This is a genomic window from Streptococcus oralis subsp. dentisani (genome assembly GCF_002096685.1).
GTDB lineage: Bacteria > Bacillota > Bacilli > Lactobacillales > Streptococcaceae > Streptococcus > Streptococcus oralis_AD.
In genome coordinates, this window is record NZ_NCVA01000039.1 from 41,962 (window position 1) to 60,927 (window position 18,966).

An 18,966-nucleotide genomic window follows, 5' to 3' on the forward strand; every position below is an offset into this window, starting at 1 on the left:
GAGCATTCATGCAGTATTCAGAAATTATGATTCGCTACGGAGAGTTGTCAACCAAGGGCAAAAACCGCATGCGTTTCATCAATAAACTTCGCAATAACATTTCGGACGTCTTGTCCATCTATCCCCAAGTTAAGGTAACTGCTGATCGCGACCGTGCCCACGCTTACCTGAATGGAGCCGACTACACAGCGGTTGCAGAATCTCTCAAACAAGTCTTCGGGATTCAAAATTTTTCTCCAGTATATAAGGTTGAAAAGTCAGTTGTAAGGCTTAAGGCTGCTGCCCAAGAGATTATGCAGGACATCTACAAGGAGGGCATGACCTTTAAAATCTCTAGTAGACGTAGTGACCACAACTTTGAACTCGACAGTCGTGAACTCAATCAAACACTTGGTGGAGCAGTATTCGAAGCTATTCCAAATGTCCAAGCTCAAATGAAAAATCCCGATATCAATCTTCAGGTGGAGATTCGTGAAGAGGCGGCTTATCTTTCCTATGAAACCATTCGTGGAGCAGGTGGCTTGCCTGTGGGGACTTCTGGTAAGGGCATGCTCATGTTGTCAGGGGGGATTGACTCGCCTGTAGCAGGTTATCTAGCCCTTAAACGTGGAGTAGATATTGAGACCGTTCACTTTGCCAGCCCACCTTACACAAGTCCTGGTGCCCTTAAGAAAGCCCAAGATTTGACTCGTAAATTGACCAAGTTCGGTGGCAATATCCAGTTTATCGAGGTGCCTTTCACAGAGATTCAAGAAGAAATCAAGGCAAAGGCGCCAGAAGCCTACCTCATGACCTTGACGCGTCGCTTTATGATGCGGATTACCGACCGTATCCGTGAGGTGAGAAAGGGTCTGGTCATCATCAATGGGGAAAGTCTAGGTCAAGTAGCTAGCCAGACCTTGGAAAGTATGCAGGCTATCAACGCTGTGACCAACACTCCCATCATTCGCCCTGTTGTTACTATGGACAAGTTGGAAATTATTGACATCGCTCAGGAAATTGATACCTTTGACATTTCTATCCAGCCTTTTGAGGACTGCTGTACTATTTTTGCGCCTGATCGTCCTAAGACCAATCCTAAGATAGAGAATGCTGAGAAGTATGAAAAATGGATGGATGTTGAAGGTTTGGTTGAGCGAGCAGTGGCTGGTATCATGATTACTGAGATTACACCTCAAGCTGAAAAAGACGCTGTCGATGAGTTAATTGATAATCTCCTCTAATCAGAAAATCCAGAAGAATTCAGAAAAACAAATGAAAAAAGTTAGTTATTTATCCTTAAAATGGACATTTACTGACTTTTTTTCTATTTTTATGGTATAATGAGATAAATTTTTGAATATAGAGAGTTTTCTGACAATGAATCATTCCTACTTTTACTTGAAAATGAAAGAACACAAACTCAAGGTTCCTTATACTGGAAAAGAGCGTCGTGTGCGTGTTCTCCTGCCAAAGGATTATGAGAAAGATACAGACCGTTTTTACCCTGTTGTTTACTTTCATGATGGGCAAAATGTCTTTTACAGCAAGGAGTCTTATATCGGACACTCTTGGAAGATTATTCCGGCCATTAAGCGGAATCCTGATATCAGTCGCATGATTGTCGTTGCTATTGATAATGATGGTATGGGTCGTATGAATGAGTATGCGGCTTGGAAGTTTCAAGAATCTCCTATCCCAGGGCAGCAGTTTGGCGGTAAGGGTGTGGAATATGCTGAGTTTGTCATGGAGGTGGTCAAGCCTTTTATCGATGAAACCTATCGTACCAAAGCTGATCGCCAGCATACGGCTATGATTGGTTCGTCACTAGGAGGCAATATTACCCAGTTTATCGGACTAGAGTACCAAGACCGAATTGGTTGTCTAGGAGTCTTTTCATCTGCCAACTGGCTCCACCAAGAAGCCTTTAACCGCTACATCGAGCGTAAGAAATTGTCGCCTGATCAGCGCATTTTCATTTATGTAGGAACAGAAGAAGCAGACGATACGGACAAGACCTTGATGGCTGGCAATATCAAGCAAGCCTATATCGACTCATCGCTTCGCTATTACCATGATTTGATTGCAGGTGGAGTAGGCTTGGATAATCTTGTCTTGAAAGTTCAGTCTGGTGCCATCCATAGTGAGATTCCATGGTCGGAAAATTTACCAGACTGTCTCCGATTTTTTGCAGAGAAATGGTAAGTTAAGAAAGGAGAAAGCCAATGCATATTGAAAACCTCAGCCACTGGAGTGGCAATCTTAATCGTGAAATGTACCTCAACCGTTATGGGTATGCTGGGATTCCAGTTGTGGTTTTTGCTTCATCTGGTGGCAGTCACAACGAATATTATGATTTTGGCATGATTGATGCCTGTGCTTCCTTTATCGAGGATGGGCGTGTCCAGTTCTTCACTCTATCCAGTGTGGACAGTGAGAGCTGGTTGGCCACTTGGAAAAACGGTCACGACCAAGCAGAGATGCATCGTGCCTACGAACGCTACGTGATTGAGGAGGCCATTCCTTTTATCAAGCATAAGACAGGTTGGTTTGACGGTATGATGACAACGGGTTGCTCAATGGGGGCCTACCATGCACTCAATTTCTTCCTCCAGCATCCAGATGTATTTACCAAAGTGGTCGCTCTCAGTGGTGTTTACGACGCACGTTTCTTCGTTGGAGATTACTACAATGATGATGCTATTTACCAGAACTCGCCTGTAGATTATATCTGGAATCAAAACGACGGATGGTTTATTGATCGTTACCGTCAGGCAGAAATCGTCGTCTGTACGGGACTTGGTGCCTGGGAACAAGACGGTCTACCATCTTTCTACAAGCTCAAAGAAGCCTTTGACCAGAGACAAATTCCAGCCTGGTTTGCTGAATGGGGACACGATGTCGCCCACGACTGGGAATGGTGGCGTAAACAAATGCCCTATTTTCTTGGACACCTGTATCTATAAAAGGAGTTGCCTATGAATTACCTTGTTATTTCTCCCTACTATCCGCAAAACTTTCAACAGTTTACCATCGAGCTAGCCAATAAAGGCATCACCGTTTTGGGGATTGGTCAAGAACCTTACGAACAACTGGATGAGCCTTTGCGAAATAGCCTGACCGAGTATTTCCGTGTAGATAATCTTGAAAACATAGACGAAGTCAAGCGTGCTGTTGCCTTTCTGTTCTACAAGCATGGACCAATCGACCGCATAGAGTCCCACAATGAATACTGGCTTGAGCTGGACGCAACACTCAGAGAGCAATTCAATGTCTTTGGTGCCAAACCAGAGGATCTCAAAAAGACCAAGTTTAAGTCTGAGATGAAGAAACTTTTCAAAAAAGCAGGCGTTCCTGTGGTACCTGGTACTGTTATCCAGACGGAAGCAGATGTGGATAAAGCAGTGAAAGAAATCGGTCTACCAATGATTGCCAAACCTGATAACGGAGTGGGAGCGGCAGCCACCTTTAAGTTGGAAAGTCAGGAAGATGTGGACCGATTCAAGCAAGAATGGGACCATTCAATCGTGTATTTCTTTGAAAAATTTGTCACTTCTAGCGAAATCTGTACCTTTGACGGGCTTGTGGACAAGGATGGCAATATCGTCTTTTCAACGACTTTTGATTATGCCCATACACCACTTGATCTGATGATTTATAAGATGGACAATTCCTACTATGTGCTTAAGGATATGGATCCCAAACTACGCAAGTATGGTGAGGCTATAGTCAAGGAATTTGGAATGAGAGAACGCTTTTTCCATATTGAGTTTTTCCGTGACGGGGACGACTACATTGCCATTGAGTACAATAATCGTCCTGCAGGTGGCTTTACCATTGATGTTTATAACTTCGCTCACTCTTTGGATCTCTACCGAGGTTATGCAGCTATTGTTGCAGGAGAAGAGTTCCCAGTATCAGAGTTTGAACCACAATACTGTTTAGCTACATCACGTCGTGCCAATGCCAACTATGTTTATTCAGAAGAGGATCTTCTTGCCAAATACAGCCAGCAATTCAAGGTCAAAAAAATCATGCCAGCTGCCTTCGCAGAGCTACAAGGGGACTACCTTTACATGCTGACTACTCCGAGTCGCCAAGAGATGGAGCAGATGATTGCGGACTTTGGTCAACGTCAGGAGTAACGAAAAGGATGAAAGGAGTTTGACTTCTTTTGTCCTTTTCTTAAAGATAAGTTAAATAAAGCGTTTTCCAGAGATTCTTTTAGAAAATCGGTTGCGAAAAGGCCTAAAAATTGATAGAATAAGGATTGTCTAAAAAAAATTAAGGAGAATCTATCAAATGGATTTTACATGGGCTATTAAATATGCCACTGAATTTTTGGGAACTGCTATTTTGATCATTCTTGGAAATGGTGCAGTTGCCAACGTTGAACTTAAAGGTACGAAAGGTCACCAAAGTGGCTGGCTCGTTATCGCTGTTGGTTATGGTATGGGGGTTATGATCCCAGCCTTGATGTTCGGTAACGTTTCTGGTAACCACATCAACCCAGCTTTCACTATTGGACTTGCTGTTAGCGGACTTTTCTCTTGGGATCAAGTACCGTTTTACATCCTTGCGCAAGTTTTGGGGGCAATTTTTGGTCAAGCTTTGGTTGTAGCGACTCACCGTCCTTATTACTTGAAAACAGAAAATCCTAACAATATTTTGGGTACCTTCTCAACAATTTCGAGCATCGACCACGGTACAAAAGAATCACGTTTCGCAGCTACTGTTAACGGCTTCCTCAATGAGTTTGTAGGTTCATTTGTTCTTTTCTTTGCAGCGCTTGGTTTGACTAAAAACTTCTTCGGTGCTGAGGTTCTTCAATACATGAAACAAATGGCTACTCAAGCTGGTCAAACTGTTGACTTAAGTGAATTGGCAGTAAAAGCTCAAGTAGCACCACACACAGCTGCTGGACTTTCAGTTGCTCACTTGGCACTTGGTTTCCTAGTGATGGCCTTGGTAACTTCACTTGGTGGACCTACTGGACCTGGTTTGAACCCGGCTCGTGACTTCGGACCACGTCTTCTTCACGAACTCCTTCCAAAATCAGTTCTTGGTCAACACAAGGGTGATTCAAAATGGTGGTATGCATGGGTTCCAGTTGTAGCTCCAATCGCAGCTGGTATTGCAGCAGTAGCAGTCTTTAAACTACTTTACCTATAATAAAATGAAACTGGGGAACCCCAGTTTTTTTATCGGAAATTTTTGTAAAAAATTCTAGAATTTAAGTGGAATAGCTTGTAAAAAATCCTAAAATCCTTTAAAATAAAAGAGTTGGAGGAAGCTATGAATGCAAATCAAATGATACAAATTATTCCGACTTTGAAGGTCAATAACCGAAAATTAAATGAAAAATTTTACATTGAAACTCTTGGAATGAAGCCCTTATTAGAAGAATCTGCTTTCCTTTCACTTGGTGACCAAACAGGTGTTGAAAAGTTGATTCTCGAAGAGGCTCCCAGTATGCGAACTCGGAGAGTTGAAGGGCTTAAGAAACTAGCCAGACTCTTGGTAAAAGTTAAGAATCCTTCTGAAATTGAGGATCTTCTTTCACAGATGGAGTCTCTTCCTCGCCTATTTAAAGGAAGCTGTGGTTATGCTTTTGAGATTGTTTCTCCTGAACAGGATGTGATTCTTGTTCATGCGGAAAATGATATAAGAGATTTGGTTCCACTGGAAACTGTTCCTGAATTTTCTTCAAATAAAAGTATAAAATACTTGAGTCAATTTGAGATTTCTATGGAGTTGCGTTTTCCTGAGGGGACGGAGAGTATACTTGATCCCGAAGTAGTAGCCAAGACAATTAGCTTTACCAAAGGGGAAGGTCCAGATTTGACTGTTGAAAACAATGTTACCTGGGACTTGTCTATGCTGAAATTTTTAGTAAAGAATTTTGATTTAACCAGTCTTCGTCATAAATTCGAAAAGACAGGCTATTTTGTTCCCAAGTCTGAAAAATTCTTCCTTGGTAAAGACAACAATAATATCGAATTGTGGTTTGAAGAAGCATGAAGTGGGAAAAAATTCTAAGAAAAATAGAAAATCAAATCGAGGCAGGGGTCTATCCCGGGGCCTCTTTTGCGTATTTTAAGGACGGAGAATGGAGAGAATCTTACCTAGGCTTGAGTGACCCTGAGAAAGGTTTGAAAACAGATTCAGGGCTAGTCTATGACCTAGCCAGTGTCAGTAAGGTTCTTGGAGTAGGGACAGTCTTTACCTTCTTGTGGCAGCAGGGCAAATTAAATATTGATCGACCAGTGACGGATTATTTCGCTGAATGTGATTATCCAGATATCACTATTCGTCAACTCTTGACCCACGCAACATACCTAGATCCTTTTATTCCTAACAGAGACCAGTTAAGCGCTGAGGAATTAAGAGAGGCCATGTTTCACCTCAACAGACGAAATCAGCTAGCCTTCCTCTATTCAGATGTTCACTTTTTACTCTTGGGCTTTCTTTTGGAAAAAATCTTTGAACAAGACTTGGATCAGATTATAGAAGAACAAGTTTTGAACCCATGGGGAATGACGGAAACCAAGTTTGGCCCCGTAGAGCATGCTGTACCAACAGTGAGAGGAGTGGAAGCCGGAAACATCCACGATCCCAAAGCTCGTCTTTTAGGAAAACATGCTGGAAGTGCTGGTTTATTTTCAACTGTTAAGGATTTGCAAATCTTTTTGGAACATTATCTGAAAGATGATTTTGCTGAAAACTTGAGCCGAAATTACTCTCCCTTAGATGATAAAGAGCGTTCTCTAGCTTGGAATCTGGAGGGAACCTGGCTCGACCATACGGGCTATACAGGTACCTTCATCATGTGGAATCGAGAGATACAGGAAGCCGCTATCTTTTTATCCAATCGAACGTATGAGAAGGATGAGCGTGCCCAGTGGATAGTCGATCGAAATCAAGTGATGGAAATGATTCGTCAAGAGGAGTAGGAAGAAGTATGTCAAAAACCGTAAAAGGAACTCTGTATACAGTAGTGGCAGGGATTGCTTGGGGCTTGTCTGGAACCAGTGGCCAATACCTGATGGCACATGGGATTTCCGCTCTAGTCTTGACCAATTTACGACTTATCATTGCAGGCTTGGCACTAGTAATCTTATCCTATGCGACTTCAAAGGATAAACTCTCTGCTTTTTTAAAAGACAGAAAAAGTCTACTATCTCTGTTGCTATTTGCAGTTTTTGGACTTTTCTTAAACCAGTTTGCCTATCTTTCTGCCATTCAGGAAACCAATGCTGGAACGGCTACGGTTCTCCAGTATGTATGTCCTGTTGGAATCTTGATTTATACTTGTATCAAGGACAAGGTGGCACCAACTCTGGCTGAGATTATTTCGATTGGATTAGCAATCGGAGGGACTTTTCTTATCGCGACTCATGGGGAACTTGACCAGTTGTCTGTCACACCTGCTGGTCTTTTCTGGGGACTCTTTTCTGCCTTGACCTATGCTCTCTATATTATCCTTCCTATCGCTTTGATTAAGAAATGGGGAAGTATTTTGGTGATTGGTGTGGGCATGGTTATTTCTGGTGTTGTGGCTCTTCCCTTCACAGGAGTCTTGCAGACCAGCATACCGACCAGCTTGGATTTTCTTTTTGCATTTGCTGGGATTATCATCATCGGAACGGTCTTTGCCTATACAGCTTTCCTAAAAGGAGCTAGTATGATAGGCCCTGTTAAGTCCAGTTTATTGGCTTCCATAGAGCCCATTTCAGCCGTTTTCTTTGCTTTTCTGATTATGAAGGAACAATTCTACGCGATTGACTTTGTCGGTATGGCTATGATTTTACTTGCGGTAACCATCATTTCTTTGAAAGATTTGCTGCTAGAAAACAAACAGAAGGTTGAATGAGAGACTAGTTACTCGTAAAAAGTGGTTGTTTTGAATATCCTATCGAAATACTGATCAAGGATAAGGAATGGGAGTGGAATTTTATAAAATTTTAAGTTTCTTTTCTTACAATAAACCAATCTTTAACTGCTAGAAGGAGGAGATATGAAAATTTTACAAAGCATTCACCCAACTAAGCCCTTGCGCTACTTGAGATGGTTTGACATTTTGATTATCACAGTTCTAATGTTTGGCCTGTTTATCATTCGTTCAACGGAGCTCTTTTTAGCAAGTATGTTTCCGACAGGTTTGTCAACTACAATGAATACGGCAAGTGATACTGTCGGCGAAGGAGCGGCCTATTCGAGCAACTTCACTCTGCAAGTGATATTTCTGACCTTGGCCTTGCTTTACCTTTTGATTCGGAATTATGATTTCAATCAGCTTCCTATTCGTTGGACCTGGTCCCTTCTCTTTTGGGTTCCATTTATATTTGCCATTGTGGGATTGTTTGGAGACTTGGTGACGACACTAACTGGTGAATACAATTACTTTAATCCAGCTCTTTTTGCCCACATAGATCCCATGGAAGTTATACGGAAGTTCCTAGTGCTTAGTCCGATGGCAATTGCCTATGCCTTGCTAAATGGCTTCTATGAAGAGTTTTTCTTTCTAGGGTTGTTGACCTCAGTGAAAGAAAAGCACAAGTGGCGGGTTTTGTTTTATTCTACCCTCATTCGGATTTCTTTTCACACTTATCAAGGATTAGTATGGGCGCTGGTTATTGGTGTAGTTTATGGCTTATTCTATTATTTTTTGTACAAATATAAGGTGAAAAATCTCCTCCCGTTCTTTCTCATGCATGCTCTGGCAGACATGTTTGGGTCTAGTCTCATGTATCTCCTGATTGCCTGGGGAAGGTAAGAATCAGAAAAATCCACTCAACTGAGTGGATTTTGTGTGTATAGATGACTAGTCTTTGTTTTCGTATGGTAAGATCAAGTTTAAGATGATACCTGTCATAGCTGATAGGGCAGTACCTGAAAGGGTAACTGGTCCTACTTTGAGGATGGCTCCACCAAGCCCAAGAACCAACATAGCACTAGCAATGATGAGGTTACGCATTTGACTGAAATCAACGCGCTCCTTGATCAAGACTTTCAAACCGTTGCTTGCGATAACTCCGTAGAGAAGGATGGACATCCCACCAAGTACAGCACTTGGGATTGTTGAGATCAAGGCAGTGAATTTACCAAGGAAGCTAAGCGCGATTGCGATAAAGGCAGCATTACGGATAACAGAGACAGAAGCGATACGAGTCATCCCGATAACCCCTGTATTTTCTCCGTAAGTCGTATTAGCTGGCCCACCGAGGAAGGCAGATACAGATGTTGCGATACCGTCACCGAGAAGTGTACGGTGAAGACCTGGCTCTTTCAAGAATTGACGGCCACAGATTTGGCTCAAAACTGTGTGGTCTCCGATGTGTTCAGAAATTGTTACGATAGCGATTGGCAAGATGGCGATTGTTTCAGGACCAAAGTAGAGGTTATACTCTTTGAAGGCTCCACCTGTACTAAATGGTAAGTAGAAACCAGGGATTTCAAACCAGTTAGCTTCTAGAACTGGTGTAAAGTCAACCAAACCAAGCATCATAGCGAAGATATAACCACCGATGATGGCAAAGAGGAAAGGAATGATACGAAGGAAGCCTTTTCCTTTTGTATTGATAAAGGCGGCAATCAAGAACGTAACAACAGCTACAAGTGCATTTTTCCAGTTTCCATCTGCTACAAGTCCAGCGTTCGTAACAGCTGAATTTGCTAGTCCAAGACCGATAACGATAATCATAGGTCCGATAATGATTGGCGGTAAGAGTTTATCGATCCATTTTGTACCTGCAAAACGAACACCAGCAGCAACAAGGACGTAGACCAAACCAGTCAAGATCACCCCTGTTTGGGCAGCAGAGACGTCACCGCCCATTTCTTTCATAGCAAGGGACATAGCTGTGATAAATGCGAAGGATGATCCGAGATAAACTGGAACTTTAAAGCCAGTGGAAATCATGTAGATAAGTGTACCAACACCCGATGCAAAGAGAGCAACAGATACAGGCATTCCCAAAATTAAGGGAACGAGAATGGTTGCACCAAACATGGCAAAAACGTGCTGGAAGCTTAGAAGAACGCCTTTACCAGCTGAAGGACGTTGATCAACGTCTAGTAACAAGTCAACAGTTGATTCCTGTTTCATAAAAACCTCACTTTTGGGCATCAAAAAGAGCCCATTATTTTACAGCAATAGGCTCTCAGAGTAAGACTTCTTTAAAATAGATTATTCCATTCTTAAAGAACTTCATATATATCCGCGTCTTCGTCACCTCACAGGATGACATTAAAAACCTTTGCTTAGGATAGTATAGCAGAAAAAATTCGTTTTGTAAACGAATTTTTCCCGAGTCTAGAAATAAAAGAGCGAGGCAGATTTTGTAAATCATTTTTTCCCGAGCCTAGAAACAAGAAAGCGAGGTTTATTTTGTAAACGAATTTTTCCCGAGCCCAGAAATGCGAGAGCGAGGCAGATTTTGTAAATCATTTTTACTCAAGTTTTAATAAGGGCGCGCTATTGATAGGATTAAAGTGGTCGTTTGTTGGGCATGCCAGCCTTTCTAGGGTACTTGTTAGGTGTTTCCTTTTTCTTTTCGACGACTGTGATATAGCGTGGATCTCCATTTGGCAGGGCGTAGCTGAGATTGTCTTCGACCTTACTAAAAAGGAGGTTGAGGGCATTCTTGGCTTCTAGCAATTCCTCGGGCGCATTGCTGGCCTTGAGTGCCAATAGTTTTCCGCCAACTTTAAGGTAGGGAATGGTCAGTTCAGACAAGACCTGCATGCGGGCCACCGCGCGAGCCGTTACCATATCAAACTGGGCACGAAAGTTCTTGTCTTGGGCAAAGTCTTCTGCTCGTCCATGGTAGAAGTGAACACCATCCAAATCCAGTTCCTGAGCCAAAAGCTGAAGGAAGTTGATGCGTTTATTTAGCGAATCAATGATGGTCACATCTAACTGAGGATAGAGAATTTTCATCGGCAGACTTGGAAATCCTGCCCCCGCTCCGATATCAAGAAGTTTGATAGTTTCATTTGAAATCAAACCCTGCAGGATAGGTGCAATCGAATCATAAAAATGTTTGAGATAAACTTCTTCCTTGTCTGTAATAGCGGTCAAATTAATCTTTTCATTCCACTCGACCAAGAGTTCAAAATACCGTTCAAATTGGTTCTTTTGCTGGTCCGAAAGTGGAATATTTTGCTCAGCTAGTAGGCTGTAAAATGTTTCTGGTTTCATAGTTTTTTCCTTCTCTAGTATCATCTTATTTTACCATATTCATTAAAATTTTGATATACTGGTATTAATCTAAAAGCAGAAAGGAATAAGATTATGACTTGGATTATTCTTGGAGTTTTGGCTCTGATTGTTATTTTTGTGATTGTTAGCTATAACGGTTTGGTTAAAAATCGTATGCAAACCAAGGAGGCTTGGAGCCAGATCGATGTTCAGTTGAAGCGTCGTAATGATCTCCTCCCAAACTTGATTGAAACTGTCAAAGGCTATGCGAAATATGAAGGTTCTACCTTGGAAAAAGTAACAGAACTTCGTAGACAAGTAGCCGCAGCAACTTCACCGGCAGAAGCTATGAAGGCCAGTGATGCCCTTACCCGCCAGATTTCTGGTATCTTTGCAGTAGCAGAGAATTACCCAGACTTGAAAGCTAGTGCTAACTTTATCAAATTGCAAGAAGAGTTGACCAATACAGAAAATAAAATTTCTTACTCCCGCCAACTCTACAACAGTGTTGTCAGCAACTACAATGTAAAACTTGAAAGTTTCCCAAGCAACATCATCGCAGGACTATTTGGCTTTAAAGCTGCAGACTTCCTTCAAACACCTGAAGAGGAAAAGGCAGTTCCGAAAGTCGATTTTAGCGGTTTAGGTGACTAAGATGTTGTTTGATCAAATTGCAAGCAATAAACGAAGAACTTGGATTTTGTTGCTGGTTTTCTTCCTACTCTTGGCCTTGGTTGGTTATGCGGTTGGCTATCTCTTTATGCGTTCAGGTCTTGGTGGCATGATTATTGCCTTGATTATTGGTCTTATCTACGCTCTGACCATGATCTTTCAATCAACAGAGATTGTCATGTCTATGAATGGGGCGCGTGAGGTTGATGAGCAAACAGCACCAGACCTCTACCATGTAGTAGAAGATATGGCCATGGTCGCTCAGATTCCCATGCCACGTGTTTTCATCATTGAAGATTCATCTTTAAATGCCTTTGCAACAGGTTCGAATCCGCAGAATGCGGCAGTTGCGGCAACGTCGGGTCTCCTAGCAATCATGAATCGTGAGGAGCTAGAAGCGGTTATGGGCCATGAGGTCAGCCATATCCGAAACTATGATATCCGAATTTCGACCATTGCTGTAGCGCTCGCTAGTGCCATTACCCTTCTATCTAGTATGGCTGGTCGTATGATGTGGTGGGGTGGTGCAGGTCGAAGACGGAGCGATAATGATCGTGATGGAAATGGTCTAGAGATTATCATGCTTGTCATCTCTCTCTTAGCCATTGTTCTAGCACCTCTCGCTGCAACCTTGGTACAACTAGCCATTTCACGTCAGAGGGAATTTTTGGCGGACGCATCCAGTGTGGAGCTGACTCGCAATCCTCAAGGGATGATCAATGCCTTGCGTAAGTTGGACAATAGCGAGCCTATGCATCACCATGTCGATGATGCCAGCAGCGCTCTTTATATCAATGATCCCAAGAAAGGTGGCGGACTCCAAAAACTATTTTACACCCATCCACCTATCTCAGAGCGAATCGAACGCTTGAAACACATGTAAAAAAATCCAGAGGCTATCTCTGGATTTTTGCTTTTTGTATCTCGCTTTTAACTTGTTATCCCACCAAAAAATAGTATAATATATGTAATCCTATATAATTGAGGTGAATGATGTATAAGCGCTGGATGACGTTTTTCTTGATTTTGATTTTTCTGCCGATTCATTTGAGTATAGCAGAGAAAATCATGCGAATAAATTCATTAACGTTATCAATCCTTTTTACCCTTGTTGAACTTGCAATATTTTTATATGTAGGAAAAAAGTATGACTTGTTTCACATTCGGAAAATCTACCTAAAAGATATTTTAAAATGTTTTCTTTCATACGCCTTGCTTTTCCTCTTTTATATTTTGATCAATTTTTTAGGCCCTACCCAATCAGACACAACTCAAGCTGTGCAAAGTTTATCCCTTTCATGGTCTGTACTTTTTGTGGATCTCTGTGTTTTGGCACCTGTCACGGAAGAAATCTTTATGCGAGGTATGTTACAGGGGATAGTATTTAAGAATACATATTTTGGCTTGTTTTCCACATCGCTTCTTTTTGCTTATCTGCATGGTCCCTATACTATTCCTAGCTTTATCAGCTATTTAGGTATGGGATTTGCATTTGGGGTAAGGTATAAGACTTCTGACAACCTATGGAATTCCATTCTTTTGCATGTCCTTAATAATCTGGTTGCGTTTTGCTTTTTGTATATGAGATGATGCCATATTAGAGTGCTTTGAATTGTAAAATAGTAAAAAAGATTTTTAAGCTTATACAATATAAACAAAAGTCAGACCATAATCTGTCAGATCGACGATGCCAACAGAGCTCTTTATATCAATGATCCCAAGAAAGGTGGCGGACTACAAAAACTCTTTTATACCCACCCACCTATCTCAGAACGAATCGAACGCTTGAAACAAATGTAAACAAAATCCAGAGAAGTCTCTCTGGATTTTTGCTATGTTCAAAATTTATAAATCTTGTAAATCAACAACTTCCAAACCATTTTCTGTCAAACGATAGAGACTCGTACAGACCTCTTTTAAGAAGCGTTTGTCATGCGAAACAGTGATGAGACCGCTAGGATAAGAGGAAAAGAGTTTTCTGATTTCGGGTTGAGAAGTGGGAGAAAAATTACGTGTAGGCTCATCCAGAAGAATAAAGTTTGGTTTGCGCAGGACTAATTCTAAGAGAAGCAGTTTGCCTTGTTGACCACCAGATAAGGAACGGATTTGGTGGTGCATCTCTGGATAGCTGAAATTGAGACTGGCTAGGTGAGATTGGATTTTCTGTAGTTCCTCTTTTTCCCCAGTTTTGCTGAGATAGGCTACTGGAGATAAATCTAATTGCAGTTTTTTATGGTAATCTTGTGGCATAAAACCAAGCGAAATTTCTCTTTTGGCGCTGAGCAGTTGTTGCAACTTGGCTAGCAGAGTCGATTTCCCAATACCATTAGGCCCGATGATACCGATTTTATCTTGGCCACGGATAGTTAGTTGAAGTCCTTGAACCAAAACGCGCTCACCAATGGACAAATTTTCTTTTTCCAGTTGGACTAAGACTTTAGAAGCCGGTAATGGCTGGATGTCTGAAAAGAAAAGTTGGATTTGTTCTTCTTCAAGTGGCTTTTGGGTCATGGACTGAGCTTCCTTTTCAAAGCGTTTTTCTTGAGAGAGAACAGTTTTCATCTTTTTAGCCAATAGGCGACCGGCAGTACTGTCTTTGGTTGCTCGAAGTGCAGTTTCTACATTTTGCTTAACTCGGCGATGTTTTTCCATGGTTTTGTCATAGGCTCTCTGGTCGTTAGCAGCTTGCTGACTTTGTCTGGCAAAATTAGCCTTTCTCTGCTCACTATAGCGATCATAGTCTAAATGCTCGACTAGCGTTTCCGCTTCTTTCCGATGCTTGACCAGTCGCAAGTGGACAATAGTATCTGCCGTATGAGATAGAAAGTCTTCATCATGGGAAATAAAGATAATAGTTTGCCTGGTCTTTTGAATCTGACCTTTTAGCCAATCAACCGTTTCAAGGTCTAGGTCATTTGAAGGTTCATCTAAAAATAGAATCTCAAAAGGTTTTGCCAACTCATGGATGAGTTGAACTTTCAAAGCTTCGCCCCCTGATAGACTGCCAATTTCTTGGTTGCTAGCAAAACGGTCGCTATCAAAGTGCAACTCCTCCGCCAAACGATAAAGAATGCTGTAGTCTAAATCAGTAGAATCCAAAAAGAAGTAGTCGTGTAGAGTCCTATTTTTCAGGATTTCAGGGAGTTTTTGAGGAATGTAAGCCAGTGACTGAAGTTTAGACTGGATGTCTCCTTTGATAGTGAAATCAGGCAAAGCTTCCCCCATTAAAGCTCGTAGCAAGGTTGATTTGCCATTTCCTTCTTCACCAATAATAGCAACCTTTTCCCCGTCTTGGATAGTCATGGTTAGGTCAGAAACAAGCTCTCGTAGATCTTTGTTTTGTGTGATGGTCAGGTGATTGATTTTTATCATATTGTTGCCCTTTCTAGAATGTCGATAGTGCATAACAAAAAGCTCTACTTTATCTAGTAGAGCCTAAAGTCACTGTCCAAAACTCTATTATCCTCGTTGAAAAGCTTGTCAAACTAGCTTGAAGCTGCCTAACCCAACCCAAGAGGAGCATAGCTTTCTAGTTTTTTGATTTTCAATGAGGACAAGATACTAGAAAATCTAGTACAAAAAGAGCACACAAAAAGAGACAAAAACAAGATCTACTAAATAAAGATTCTTTATTTGATAGACTTAGTTGTTCATGTCTCCCTTACCTCCGAGTATTAGTACCTCTATCCTATACCTTTAAGGAAATTTTGTCAATAGAAAATCCAAAATTCTAAATTCTAAAATCCAAAAACAGGTCCATAGAGAGTCAGTACGTGTTTGACGTGCTCGTAATGGAACTTGTCATAGTTGCGCCAAGCAGTGCGTGTTTGATCATTCAGTTTTAAACTACCAAGTCCAATCAGTAGACTGGTACGTTGGTAAAATTTCTCAAGGTCTATTAAGATACTGTTGTTAACCGTTTCAGCTTTTTTAAGTTCCTTGAGAGTGGTGTTCAGCAGTTCTTGTAGACGGAAATCATCGGCTGTTCCTTGTTTGCAATTTTGGAAACTTTGATTTAACTCGGAAAGTAGTTGGTAAGCTTCAGTGATGAGTGCTTTGTCTTCCATATGAGCATCCTCCTTGCTCTGATGTATTCTTGCCTATAGTATAGCACTAATCGGATAATATGTCATAGTAAATATGTTAAGAACGAGTTTTTAATATCAAAGTTTGGAAAGCTGACTTATAGCCTTTTCATGGTATAATCAAGTGAGTACATCTTTATGGAGGAAATATGAAGTTAAATATTCAAGAAATTCATAAGCAGCCTGAAGGCCTACACTTTGAACAAACTTTGGACCTTGTCGCAGACTTGCGTAAACGTAATCAAGAAATTTTAGATGTTAAAGATATCCTAGCAGTGGGAAAGATCCAGTACGAAGACCGTATGTATTTCCTAGATTATAAGTTATCTTATACCATCGTTCTTGCTTCCAGCCGCAGTATGGAGCCAGTTGAGTTGGAGGAGTCTTATCCAGTGACAGAGGTCTTCATGGAAGGAGCAACCAACCAACTGGATCAAGAAGTTTTAGACGATGACTTGGTCTTGCCTATCGAAAATGGGGAAATCGACCTTGCTGAGAGCGTTTCCGATAATATCTTGCTAAATATTCCTATCAAAGTCTTAACAGCAGAAGAAGAAGCTGGTCAAGGTTTTGTGTCTGGAAATGACTGGCAAATCATGACTGAGGAAGAATACCAGGCCCAACAAGCAGTCAAGAAAGAAGAAAACAGTCCATTTGCTGGCTTGCAAGGACTATTTGATGGAGACGAGTAGATGGTTTTATCCAAGAAACGTGCTCGTCATGTCATTGAGGAAATTATTGCCCTTTTCCCAGATGCTAAGCCTAGTCTTGATTTTACCAATCATTTTGAACTCTTGGTTGCAGTGATGCTGTCAGCCCAGACCACAGATGCTGCGGTAAATAAGGCTACACCAGGTCTCTTTGCTGCTTTTCCAACGCCACAAGCCATGTCTGTAGCGACTGAAAGTGAAATTGCTTCATACATTTCTCGTCTGGGACTGTATCGAAATAAGGCTAAATTCCTTAAAAAATGTGCTCAACAGTTACTAGACGATTTTGATGGTCAAGTGCCTCAGACTCGAGAGGAATTAGAAAGCCTAGCAGGTGTTGGACGCAAAACAGCCAACGTAGTCATGAGTGTGGGCTTTGGAATTCCAGCCTTTGCAGTTGATACTCATGTTGAGCGTATCTGTAAGCATCACGATATCGTTAAAAAATCAGCTACGCCCCTCGAAGTAGAAAAACGTGTCATGGATGTTCTGCCTCCAGAGAAATGGTTGTCAGCCCATCAGGCTATGATTTACTTTGGACGGGCTATCTGTCACCCAAAGAACCCAGAATGCGATCACTATCCACAATTATATGATTTTAGTTCGTTATAAGATGAAAATTTTATGTTTTTTTCTTGCATTGATCCTTTCTTTGTGATATAGTAATAACAATAAAATATTCCTTTAAACCTGTCCCGTGAGGCAGGCAAGGAGCTGGATTAAGTAGAAGGGTGAAGTCTATACTGTTTGTAGTAGGCCTCGCTTGGCTATACATTCTGAAGTCTCCTTGTTAAGGAGACTTTTCTTTTTGGAGGTTTGTCATGAAGACAAAAGAAGTTGTAGACGAATTGACCGTCAAACGCGCGATTACTCGAATCACTTACGAGATTATTGAGCGAAACAAAGATTTGAACAAAATCGTTTTGGCTGGTATTAAAACGCGAGGTGTCTTTATTGCTCGCCGTATCCAAGAACGTTTGGAACAGTTAGAATCTCTTTCAGTTCCAGTGGTAGAGCTGGACACCAAGCCTTTCCGTGATGATGTTAAAAGTGGTGAAGATACTTCTTTAATCTCTGTTGATGTGACAGATCGGGAAGTCATCTTGGTGGACGATGTGCTCTATACAGGTCGTACCATTCGTGCAGCTATTGACAACGTCGTCAGCCATGGTCGCCCTGCTCGTGTGAGTTTAGCAGTTCTAGTGGATCGCGGACATAGAGAGCTTCCAATCCGTCCAGACTATGTTGGGAAAAATATTCCAACTAGTCGCTCTGAAGAGATCATCGTAGAGATGACAGAACTTGATGGCCAAGACAGAGTTCTGATTACTGAAGAAGCTTAGAAAGCTGAAGGAGTAGCCATGTCAGAAAATCAACAAGCATTGAATCATGTGGTGTCCATGGAAGACCTCACTGTTGATCAAGTGATGAAATTAATCAAACGAGGAATTGAGTTTAAAAACGGAGCACAGCTTCCCTATGAAAACCATCCGATTGTTTCCAATCTGTTCTTTGAGGATTCTACACGAACACATAAATCCTTTGAAGTGGCAGAGATTAAACTAGGGCTGGAGCGACTGGACTTTGATGTGAAGACTAGCTCGGTCAATAAGGGTGAAACACTTTATGATACCATTTTAACCCTATCTGCTCTAGGAGTGGATGTCTGTGTGATTCGCCACCCAGAGGTCGACTATTACAGAGAGTTGATTGCGAGTCCGTCGATTACGACTTCCATTATCAATGGTGGTGATGGTTCGGGACAACATCCTAGCCAGAGCTTGCTTGATTTGATGACTATTTATGAGGAATTTGGTCACTTTGAGGGTCTCAAGGTTGCTATTGCAGGTGACTTGGACCACTCACGTGTTGCCAAGTCTAATATGCAGATTTTGAAACGCTTGGGAGCTGAACTATTTTTTGCTGGACCTGAGGAATGGAGAAGTCAAGAGTTTGCGGACTATGGACAGTTTGTAACTATTGATGAGATTGTTGATCAGGTAGATGTTTTGATGTTGCTCCGAGTTCAACATGAACGCCACGAAAGCGGAGCGGTCTTTTCAAAAGAAGACTACCATGCTCAACATGGATTGACACAGGAACGATACAATCGCTTAAAAGAAACAGCAATCATTATGCATCCTGCTCCAGTCAATCGAGATGTGGAAATTGCTGACCACTTGGTTGAAGCTCCGAAATCACGCATTGTCCAACAAATGACCAACGGTGTCTTTGTTCGAATGGCAATTTTAGAATCCGTATTGGCGAGTAGAAACGCCAACTAAAACACAAGACGTTAAAAGACGCCAGTGAGCGT

Annotated in this window: 20 protein-coding genes and 1 pseudogene; 17 read left to right on the forward strand and 4 right to left on the reverse strand. The window is 41.6% G+C overall.

All coding sequences use genetic code 11. From position 1 onward, the window contains the following. Nucleotides 1-8 precede the first annotated feature (8 nt). The 9 genes from thiI to B7705_RS03020 all read left to right on the forward strand — a co-directional run bounded on the left by thiI (nt 9) and on the right by B7705_RS03020 (nt 8,755). Nucleotides 9-1,223 (forward strand): tRNA uracil 4-sulfurtransferase ThiI, encoded by a 1,215-nt coding sequence (thiI, locus tag B7705_RS02980; RefSeq protein ID WP_084947632.1) that lies wholly within the window; start codon nt 9-11, stop codon nt 1,221-1,223. A gap of 136 nt (nt 1,224-1,359) precedes the next feature. Continuing rightward, a complete protein-coding gene (locus tag B7705_RS02985) occupies nt 1,360-2,184 on the forward strand; it encodes an alpha/beta hydrolase (RefSeq protein WP_084947634.1) in 825 nt (274 codons plus the stop codon). Nucleotides 2,185-2,204: 20 nt separating this feature from the next. Beyond that, on the forward strand, nt 2,205-2,945 hold the full coding sequence (locus B7705_RS02990) for an esterase family protein (RefSeq protein ID WP_084947637.1): 741 nt from the start codon (nt 2,205-2,207) through the stop codon (nt 2,943-2,945). Between the two features lie 12 nt (nt 2,946-2,957). Continuing rightward, nucleotides 2,958-4,124 (forward strand): ATP-grasp domain-containing protein, encoded by a 1,167-nt coding sequence (locus B7705_RS02995; RefSeq protein ID WP_084947639.1) that lies wholly within the window; start codon nt 2,958-2,960, stop codon nt 4,122-4,124. 157 nt (nt 4,125-4,281) lie between these two features. Beyond that, a complete protein-coding gene (gene gla, locus B7705_RS03000; RefSeq protein ID WP_084947642.1) occupies nt 4,282-5,151 on the forward strand; it encodes an aquaglyceroporin Gla in 870 nt (289 codons plus the stop codon). 123 nt (nt 5,152-5,274) lie between these two features. Further along, a complete protein-coding gene (locus tag B7705_RS03005; RefSeq protein ID WP_084947646.1) occupies nt 5,275-6,000 on the forward strand; it encodes a CppA N-terminal domain-containing protein in 726 nt (241 codons plus the stop codon). Then, nucleotides 5,997-6,932, forward strand: coding sequence for a serine hydrolase domain-containing protein (locus B7705_RS03010; protein ID WP_084947649.1), 936 nt, complete (start codon nt 5,997-5,999; stop codon nt 6,930-6,932). Before B7705_RS03005 ends, B7705_RS03010 begins: the two co-directional genes overlap by 4 nt. 8 nt (nt 6,933-6,940) lie before the next feature. Beyond that, nucleotides 6,941-7,852 carry a DMT family transporter gene (locus B7705_RS03015; protein ID WP_084947651.1) on the forward strand — a complete coding sequence of 304 codons (912 nt, stop codon included), beginning with the start codon at nt 6,941-6,943 and terminating at the stop codon, nt 7,850-7,852. A 144-nt stretch (nt 7,853-7,996) separates the two neighbouring features. Then, complete coding sequence (locus B7705_RS03020; RefSeq protein ID WP_084947654.1) at nt 7,997-8,755, forward strand: CPBP family intramembrane glutamic endopeptidase; 759 nt, start codon at nt 7,997-7,999, stop codon at nt 8,753-8,755. Between the two features lie 48 nt (nt 8,756-8,803). On the opposite strand, the gene B7705_RS03025 is transcribed toward B7705_RS03020, so the two are convergent. Together B7705_RS03025 and rsmG are read right to left on the reverse strand one after the other, a co-directional pair. Continuing rightward, the gene (locus tag B7705_RS03025) at nt 8,804-10,087 is read right to left on the reverse strand and encodes a uracil-xanthine permease family protein (RefSeq protein ID WP_084947657.1); all 1,284 of its coding nucleotides are present in this window, start codon (nt 10,085-10,087) and stop codon (nt 8,804-8,806) included. A gap of 381 nt (nt 10,088-10,468) precedes the next feature. Further along, nucleotides 10,469-11,182 carry a 16S rRNA (guanine(527)-N(7))-methyltransferase RsmG gene (rsmG, locus tag B7705_RS03030; protein ID WP_000801947.1) on the reverse strand — a complete coding sequence of 238 codons (714 nt, stop codon included), beginning with the start codon at nt 11,180-11,182 and terminating at the stop codon, nt 10,469-10,471. 93 nt (nt 11,183-11,275) lie between these two features. Here rsmG and B7705_RS03035 point away from each other — a divergent pair, with 93 nt between their 5' ends. From B7705_RS03035 to B7705_RS09945, 4 genes and pseudogenes are all read left to right on the forward strand, one after another. Then, complete coding sequence (locus B7705_RS03035; RefSeq protein WP_000219838.1) at nt 11,276-11,836, forward strand: LemA family protein; 561 nt, start codon at nt 11,276-11,278, stop codon at nt 11,834-11,836. 1 nt (nt 11,837) lies between these two features. Continuing rightward, nucleotides 11,838-12,737: a zinc metalloprotease HtpX gene (htpX, locus tag B7705_RS03040; RefSeq protein ID WP_084947659.1), complete on the forward strand. Its 900-nt coding sequence runs from the start codon at nt 11,838-11,840 to the stop codon at nt 12,735-12,737. Between the two features lie 110 nt (nt 12,738-12,847). Further along, on the forward strand, nt 12,848-13,444 hold the full coding sequence (locus B7705_RS03045; RefSeq protein WP_084947662.1) for a CPBP family intramembrane glutamic endopeptidase: 597 nt from the start codon (nt 12,848-12,850) through the stop codon (nt 13,442-13,444). A 90-nt stretch (nt 13,445-13,534) separates the two neighbouring features. Continuing rightward, nucleotides 13,535-13,654: pseudogene (locus B7705_RS09945) on the forward strand (zinc metalloprotease HtpX); the annotation flags it as partial. Between the two features lie 45 nt (nt 13,655-13,699). Here the strand turns inward: B7705_RS09945 and B7705_RS03050 are convergent. Together B7705_RS03050 and B7705_RS03055 are read right to left on the reverse strand one after the other, a co-directional pair. Next, nucleotides 13,700-15,259 (reverse strand): ATP-binding cassette domain-containing protein, encoded by a 1,560-nt coding sequence (locus tag B7705_RS03050; RefSeq protein ID WP_084947664.1) that lies wholly within the window; start codon nt 15,257-15,259, stop codon nt 13,700-13,702. A gap of 332 nt (nt 15,260-15,591) precedes the next feature. Continuing rightward, entirely contained in the window at nt 15,592-15,921 is a 330-nt protein-coding gene (locus B7705_RS03055) for a helicase BlpT (RefSeq protein ID WP_084947667.1), read from the reverse strand. Nucleotides 15,922-16,088: 167 nt separating this feature from the next. On the opposite strand from B7705_RS03055, the gene B7705_RS03060 reads away from it, so the two are divergent. From B7705_RS03060 to B7705_RS03075, 4 genes are all read left to right on the forward strand, one after another. Next, the gene (locus B7705_RS03060; RefSeq protein ID WP_084947669.1) at nt 16,089-16,631 is read left to right on the forward strand and encodes a YceD family protein; all 543 of its coding nucleotides are present in this window, start codon (nt 16,089-16,091) and stop codon (nt 16,629-16,631) included. Further along, nucleotides 16,632-17,261 carry an endonuclease III gene (nth, locus tag B7705_RS03065; RefSeq protein ID WP_000244439.1) on the forward strand — a complete coding sequence of 210 codons (630 nt, stop codon included), beginning with the start codon at nt 16,632-16,634 and terminating at the stop codon, nt 17,259-17,261. It begins immediately after the preceding gene. A gap of 209 nt (nt 17,262-17,470) precedes the next feature. Continuing rightward, complete coding sequence (gene pyrR / locus B7705_RS03070; protein ID WP_084947672.1) at nt 17,471-17,992, forward strand: bifunctional pyr operon transcriptional regulator/uracil phosphoribosyltransferase PyrR; 522 nt, start codon at nt 17,471-17,473, stop codon at nt 17,990-17,992. A gap of 18 nt (nt 17,993-18,010) precedes the next feature. Continuing rightward, nucleotides 18,011-18,934, forward strand: coding sequence for an aspartate carbamoyltransferase catalytic subunit (locus B7705_RS03075; protein WP_084947673.1), 924 nt, complete (start codon nt 18,011-18,013; stop codon nt 18,932-18,934). Nucleotides 18,935-18,966: the final 32 nt, after the last annotated feature.

What these genes read in the sequence shown, in the direction of transcription:
- B7705_RS03020 (WP_084947654.1), top strand. Translation starts at nt 7,997, where the DNA reads ATGAAAATTTTACAAAGCATTCACCCAACTAAGCCCTTGCGCTACTTG.
- B7705_RS03025 (WP_084947657.1), bottom strand. Translation starts at nt 10,087, where the DNA reads ATGAAACAGGAATCAACTGTTGACTTGTTACTAGACGTTGATCAACGT.
- B7705_RS03045 (WP_084947662.1), top strand. Translation starts at nt 12,848, where the DNA reads ATGTATAAGCGCTGGATGACGTTTTTCTTGATTTTGATTTTTCTGCCG.
- B7705_RS03050 (WP_084947664.1), bottom strand. Translation starts at nt 15,259, where the DNA reads ATGCACTATCGACATTCTAGAAAGGGCAACAATATGATAAAAATCAAT.
- thiI (WP_084947632.1), top strand. Translation starts at nt 9, where the DNA reads ATGCAGTATTCAGAAATTATGATTCGCTACGGAGAGTTGTCAACCAAG.
- B7705_RS02985 (WP_084947634.1), top strand. Translation starts at nt 1,360, where the DNA reads ATGAATCATTCCTACTTTTACTTGAAAATGAAAGAACACAAACTCAAG.
- pyrR (WP_084947672.1), top strand. Translation starts at nt 17,471, where the DNA reads ATGAAGACAAAAGAAGTTGTAGACGAATTGACCGTCAAACGCGCGATT.
- htpX (WP_084947659.1), top strand. Translation starts at nt 11,838, where the DNA reads ATGTTGTTTGATCAAATTGCAAGCAATAAACGAAGAACTTGGATTTTG.
- rsmG (WP_000801947.1), bottom strand. Translation starts at nt 11,182, where the DNA reads ATGAAACCAGAAACATTTTACAGCCTACTAGCTGAGCAAAATATTCCA.
- B7705_RS03060 (WP_084947669.1), top strand. Translation starts at nt 16,089, where the DNA reads ATGAAGTTAAATATTCAAGAAATTCATAAGCAGCCTGAAGGCCTACAC.
- B7705_RS03010 (WP_084947649.1), top strand. Translation starts at nt 5,997, where the DNA reads ATGAAGTGGGAAAAAATTCTAAGAAAAATAGAAAATCAAATCGAGGCA.
- B7705_RS03005 (WP_084947646.1), top strand. Translation starts at nt 5,275, where the DNA reads ATGAATGCAAATCAAATGATACAAATTATTCCGACTTTGAAGGTCAAT.
- B7705_RS02995 (WP_084947639.1), top strand. Translation starts at nt 2,958, where the DNA reads ATGAATTACCTTGTTATTTCTCCCTACTATCCGCAAAACTTTCAACAG.
- B7705_RS03035 (WP_000219838.1), top strand. Translation starts at nt 11,276, where the DNA reads ATGACTTGGATTATTCTTGGAGTTTTGGCTCTGATTGTTATTTTTGTG.
- nth (WP_000244439.1), top strand. Translation starts at nt 16,632, where the DNA reads ATGGTTTTATCCAAGAAACGTGCTCGTCATGTCATTGAGGAAATTATT.
- B7705_RS02990 (WP_084947637.1), top strand. Translation starts at nt 2,205, where the DNA reads ATGCATATTGAAAACCTCAGCCACTGGAGTGGCAATCTTAATCGTGAA.
- B7705_RS03075 (WP_084947673.1), top strand. Translation starts at nt 18,011, where the DNA reads ATGTCAGAAAATCAACAAGCATTGAATCATGTGGTGTCCATGGAAGAC.
- gla (WP_084947642.1), top strand. Translation starts at nt 4,282, where the DNA reads ATGGATTTTACATGGGCTATTAAATATGCCACTGAATTTTTGGGAACT.
- B7705_RS03015 (WP_084947651.1), top strand. Translation starts at nt 6,941, where the DNA reads ATGTCAAAAACCGTAAAAGGAACTCTGTATACAGTAGTGGCAGGGATT.
- B7705_RS03055 (WP_084947667.1), bottom strand. Translation starts at nt 15,921, where the DNA reads ATGGAAGACAAAGCACTCATCACTGAAGCTTACCAACTACTTTCCGAG.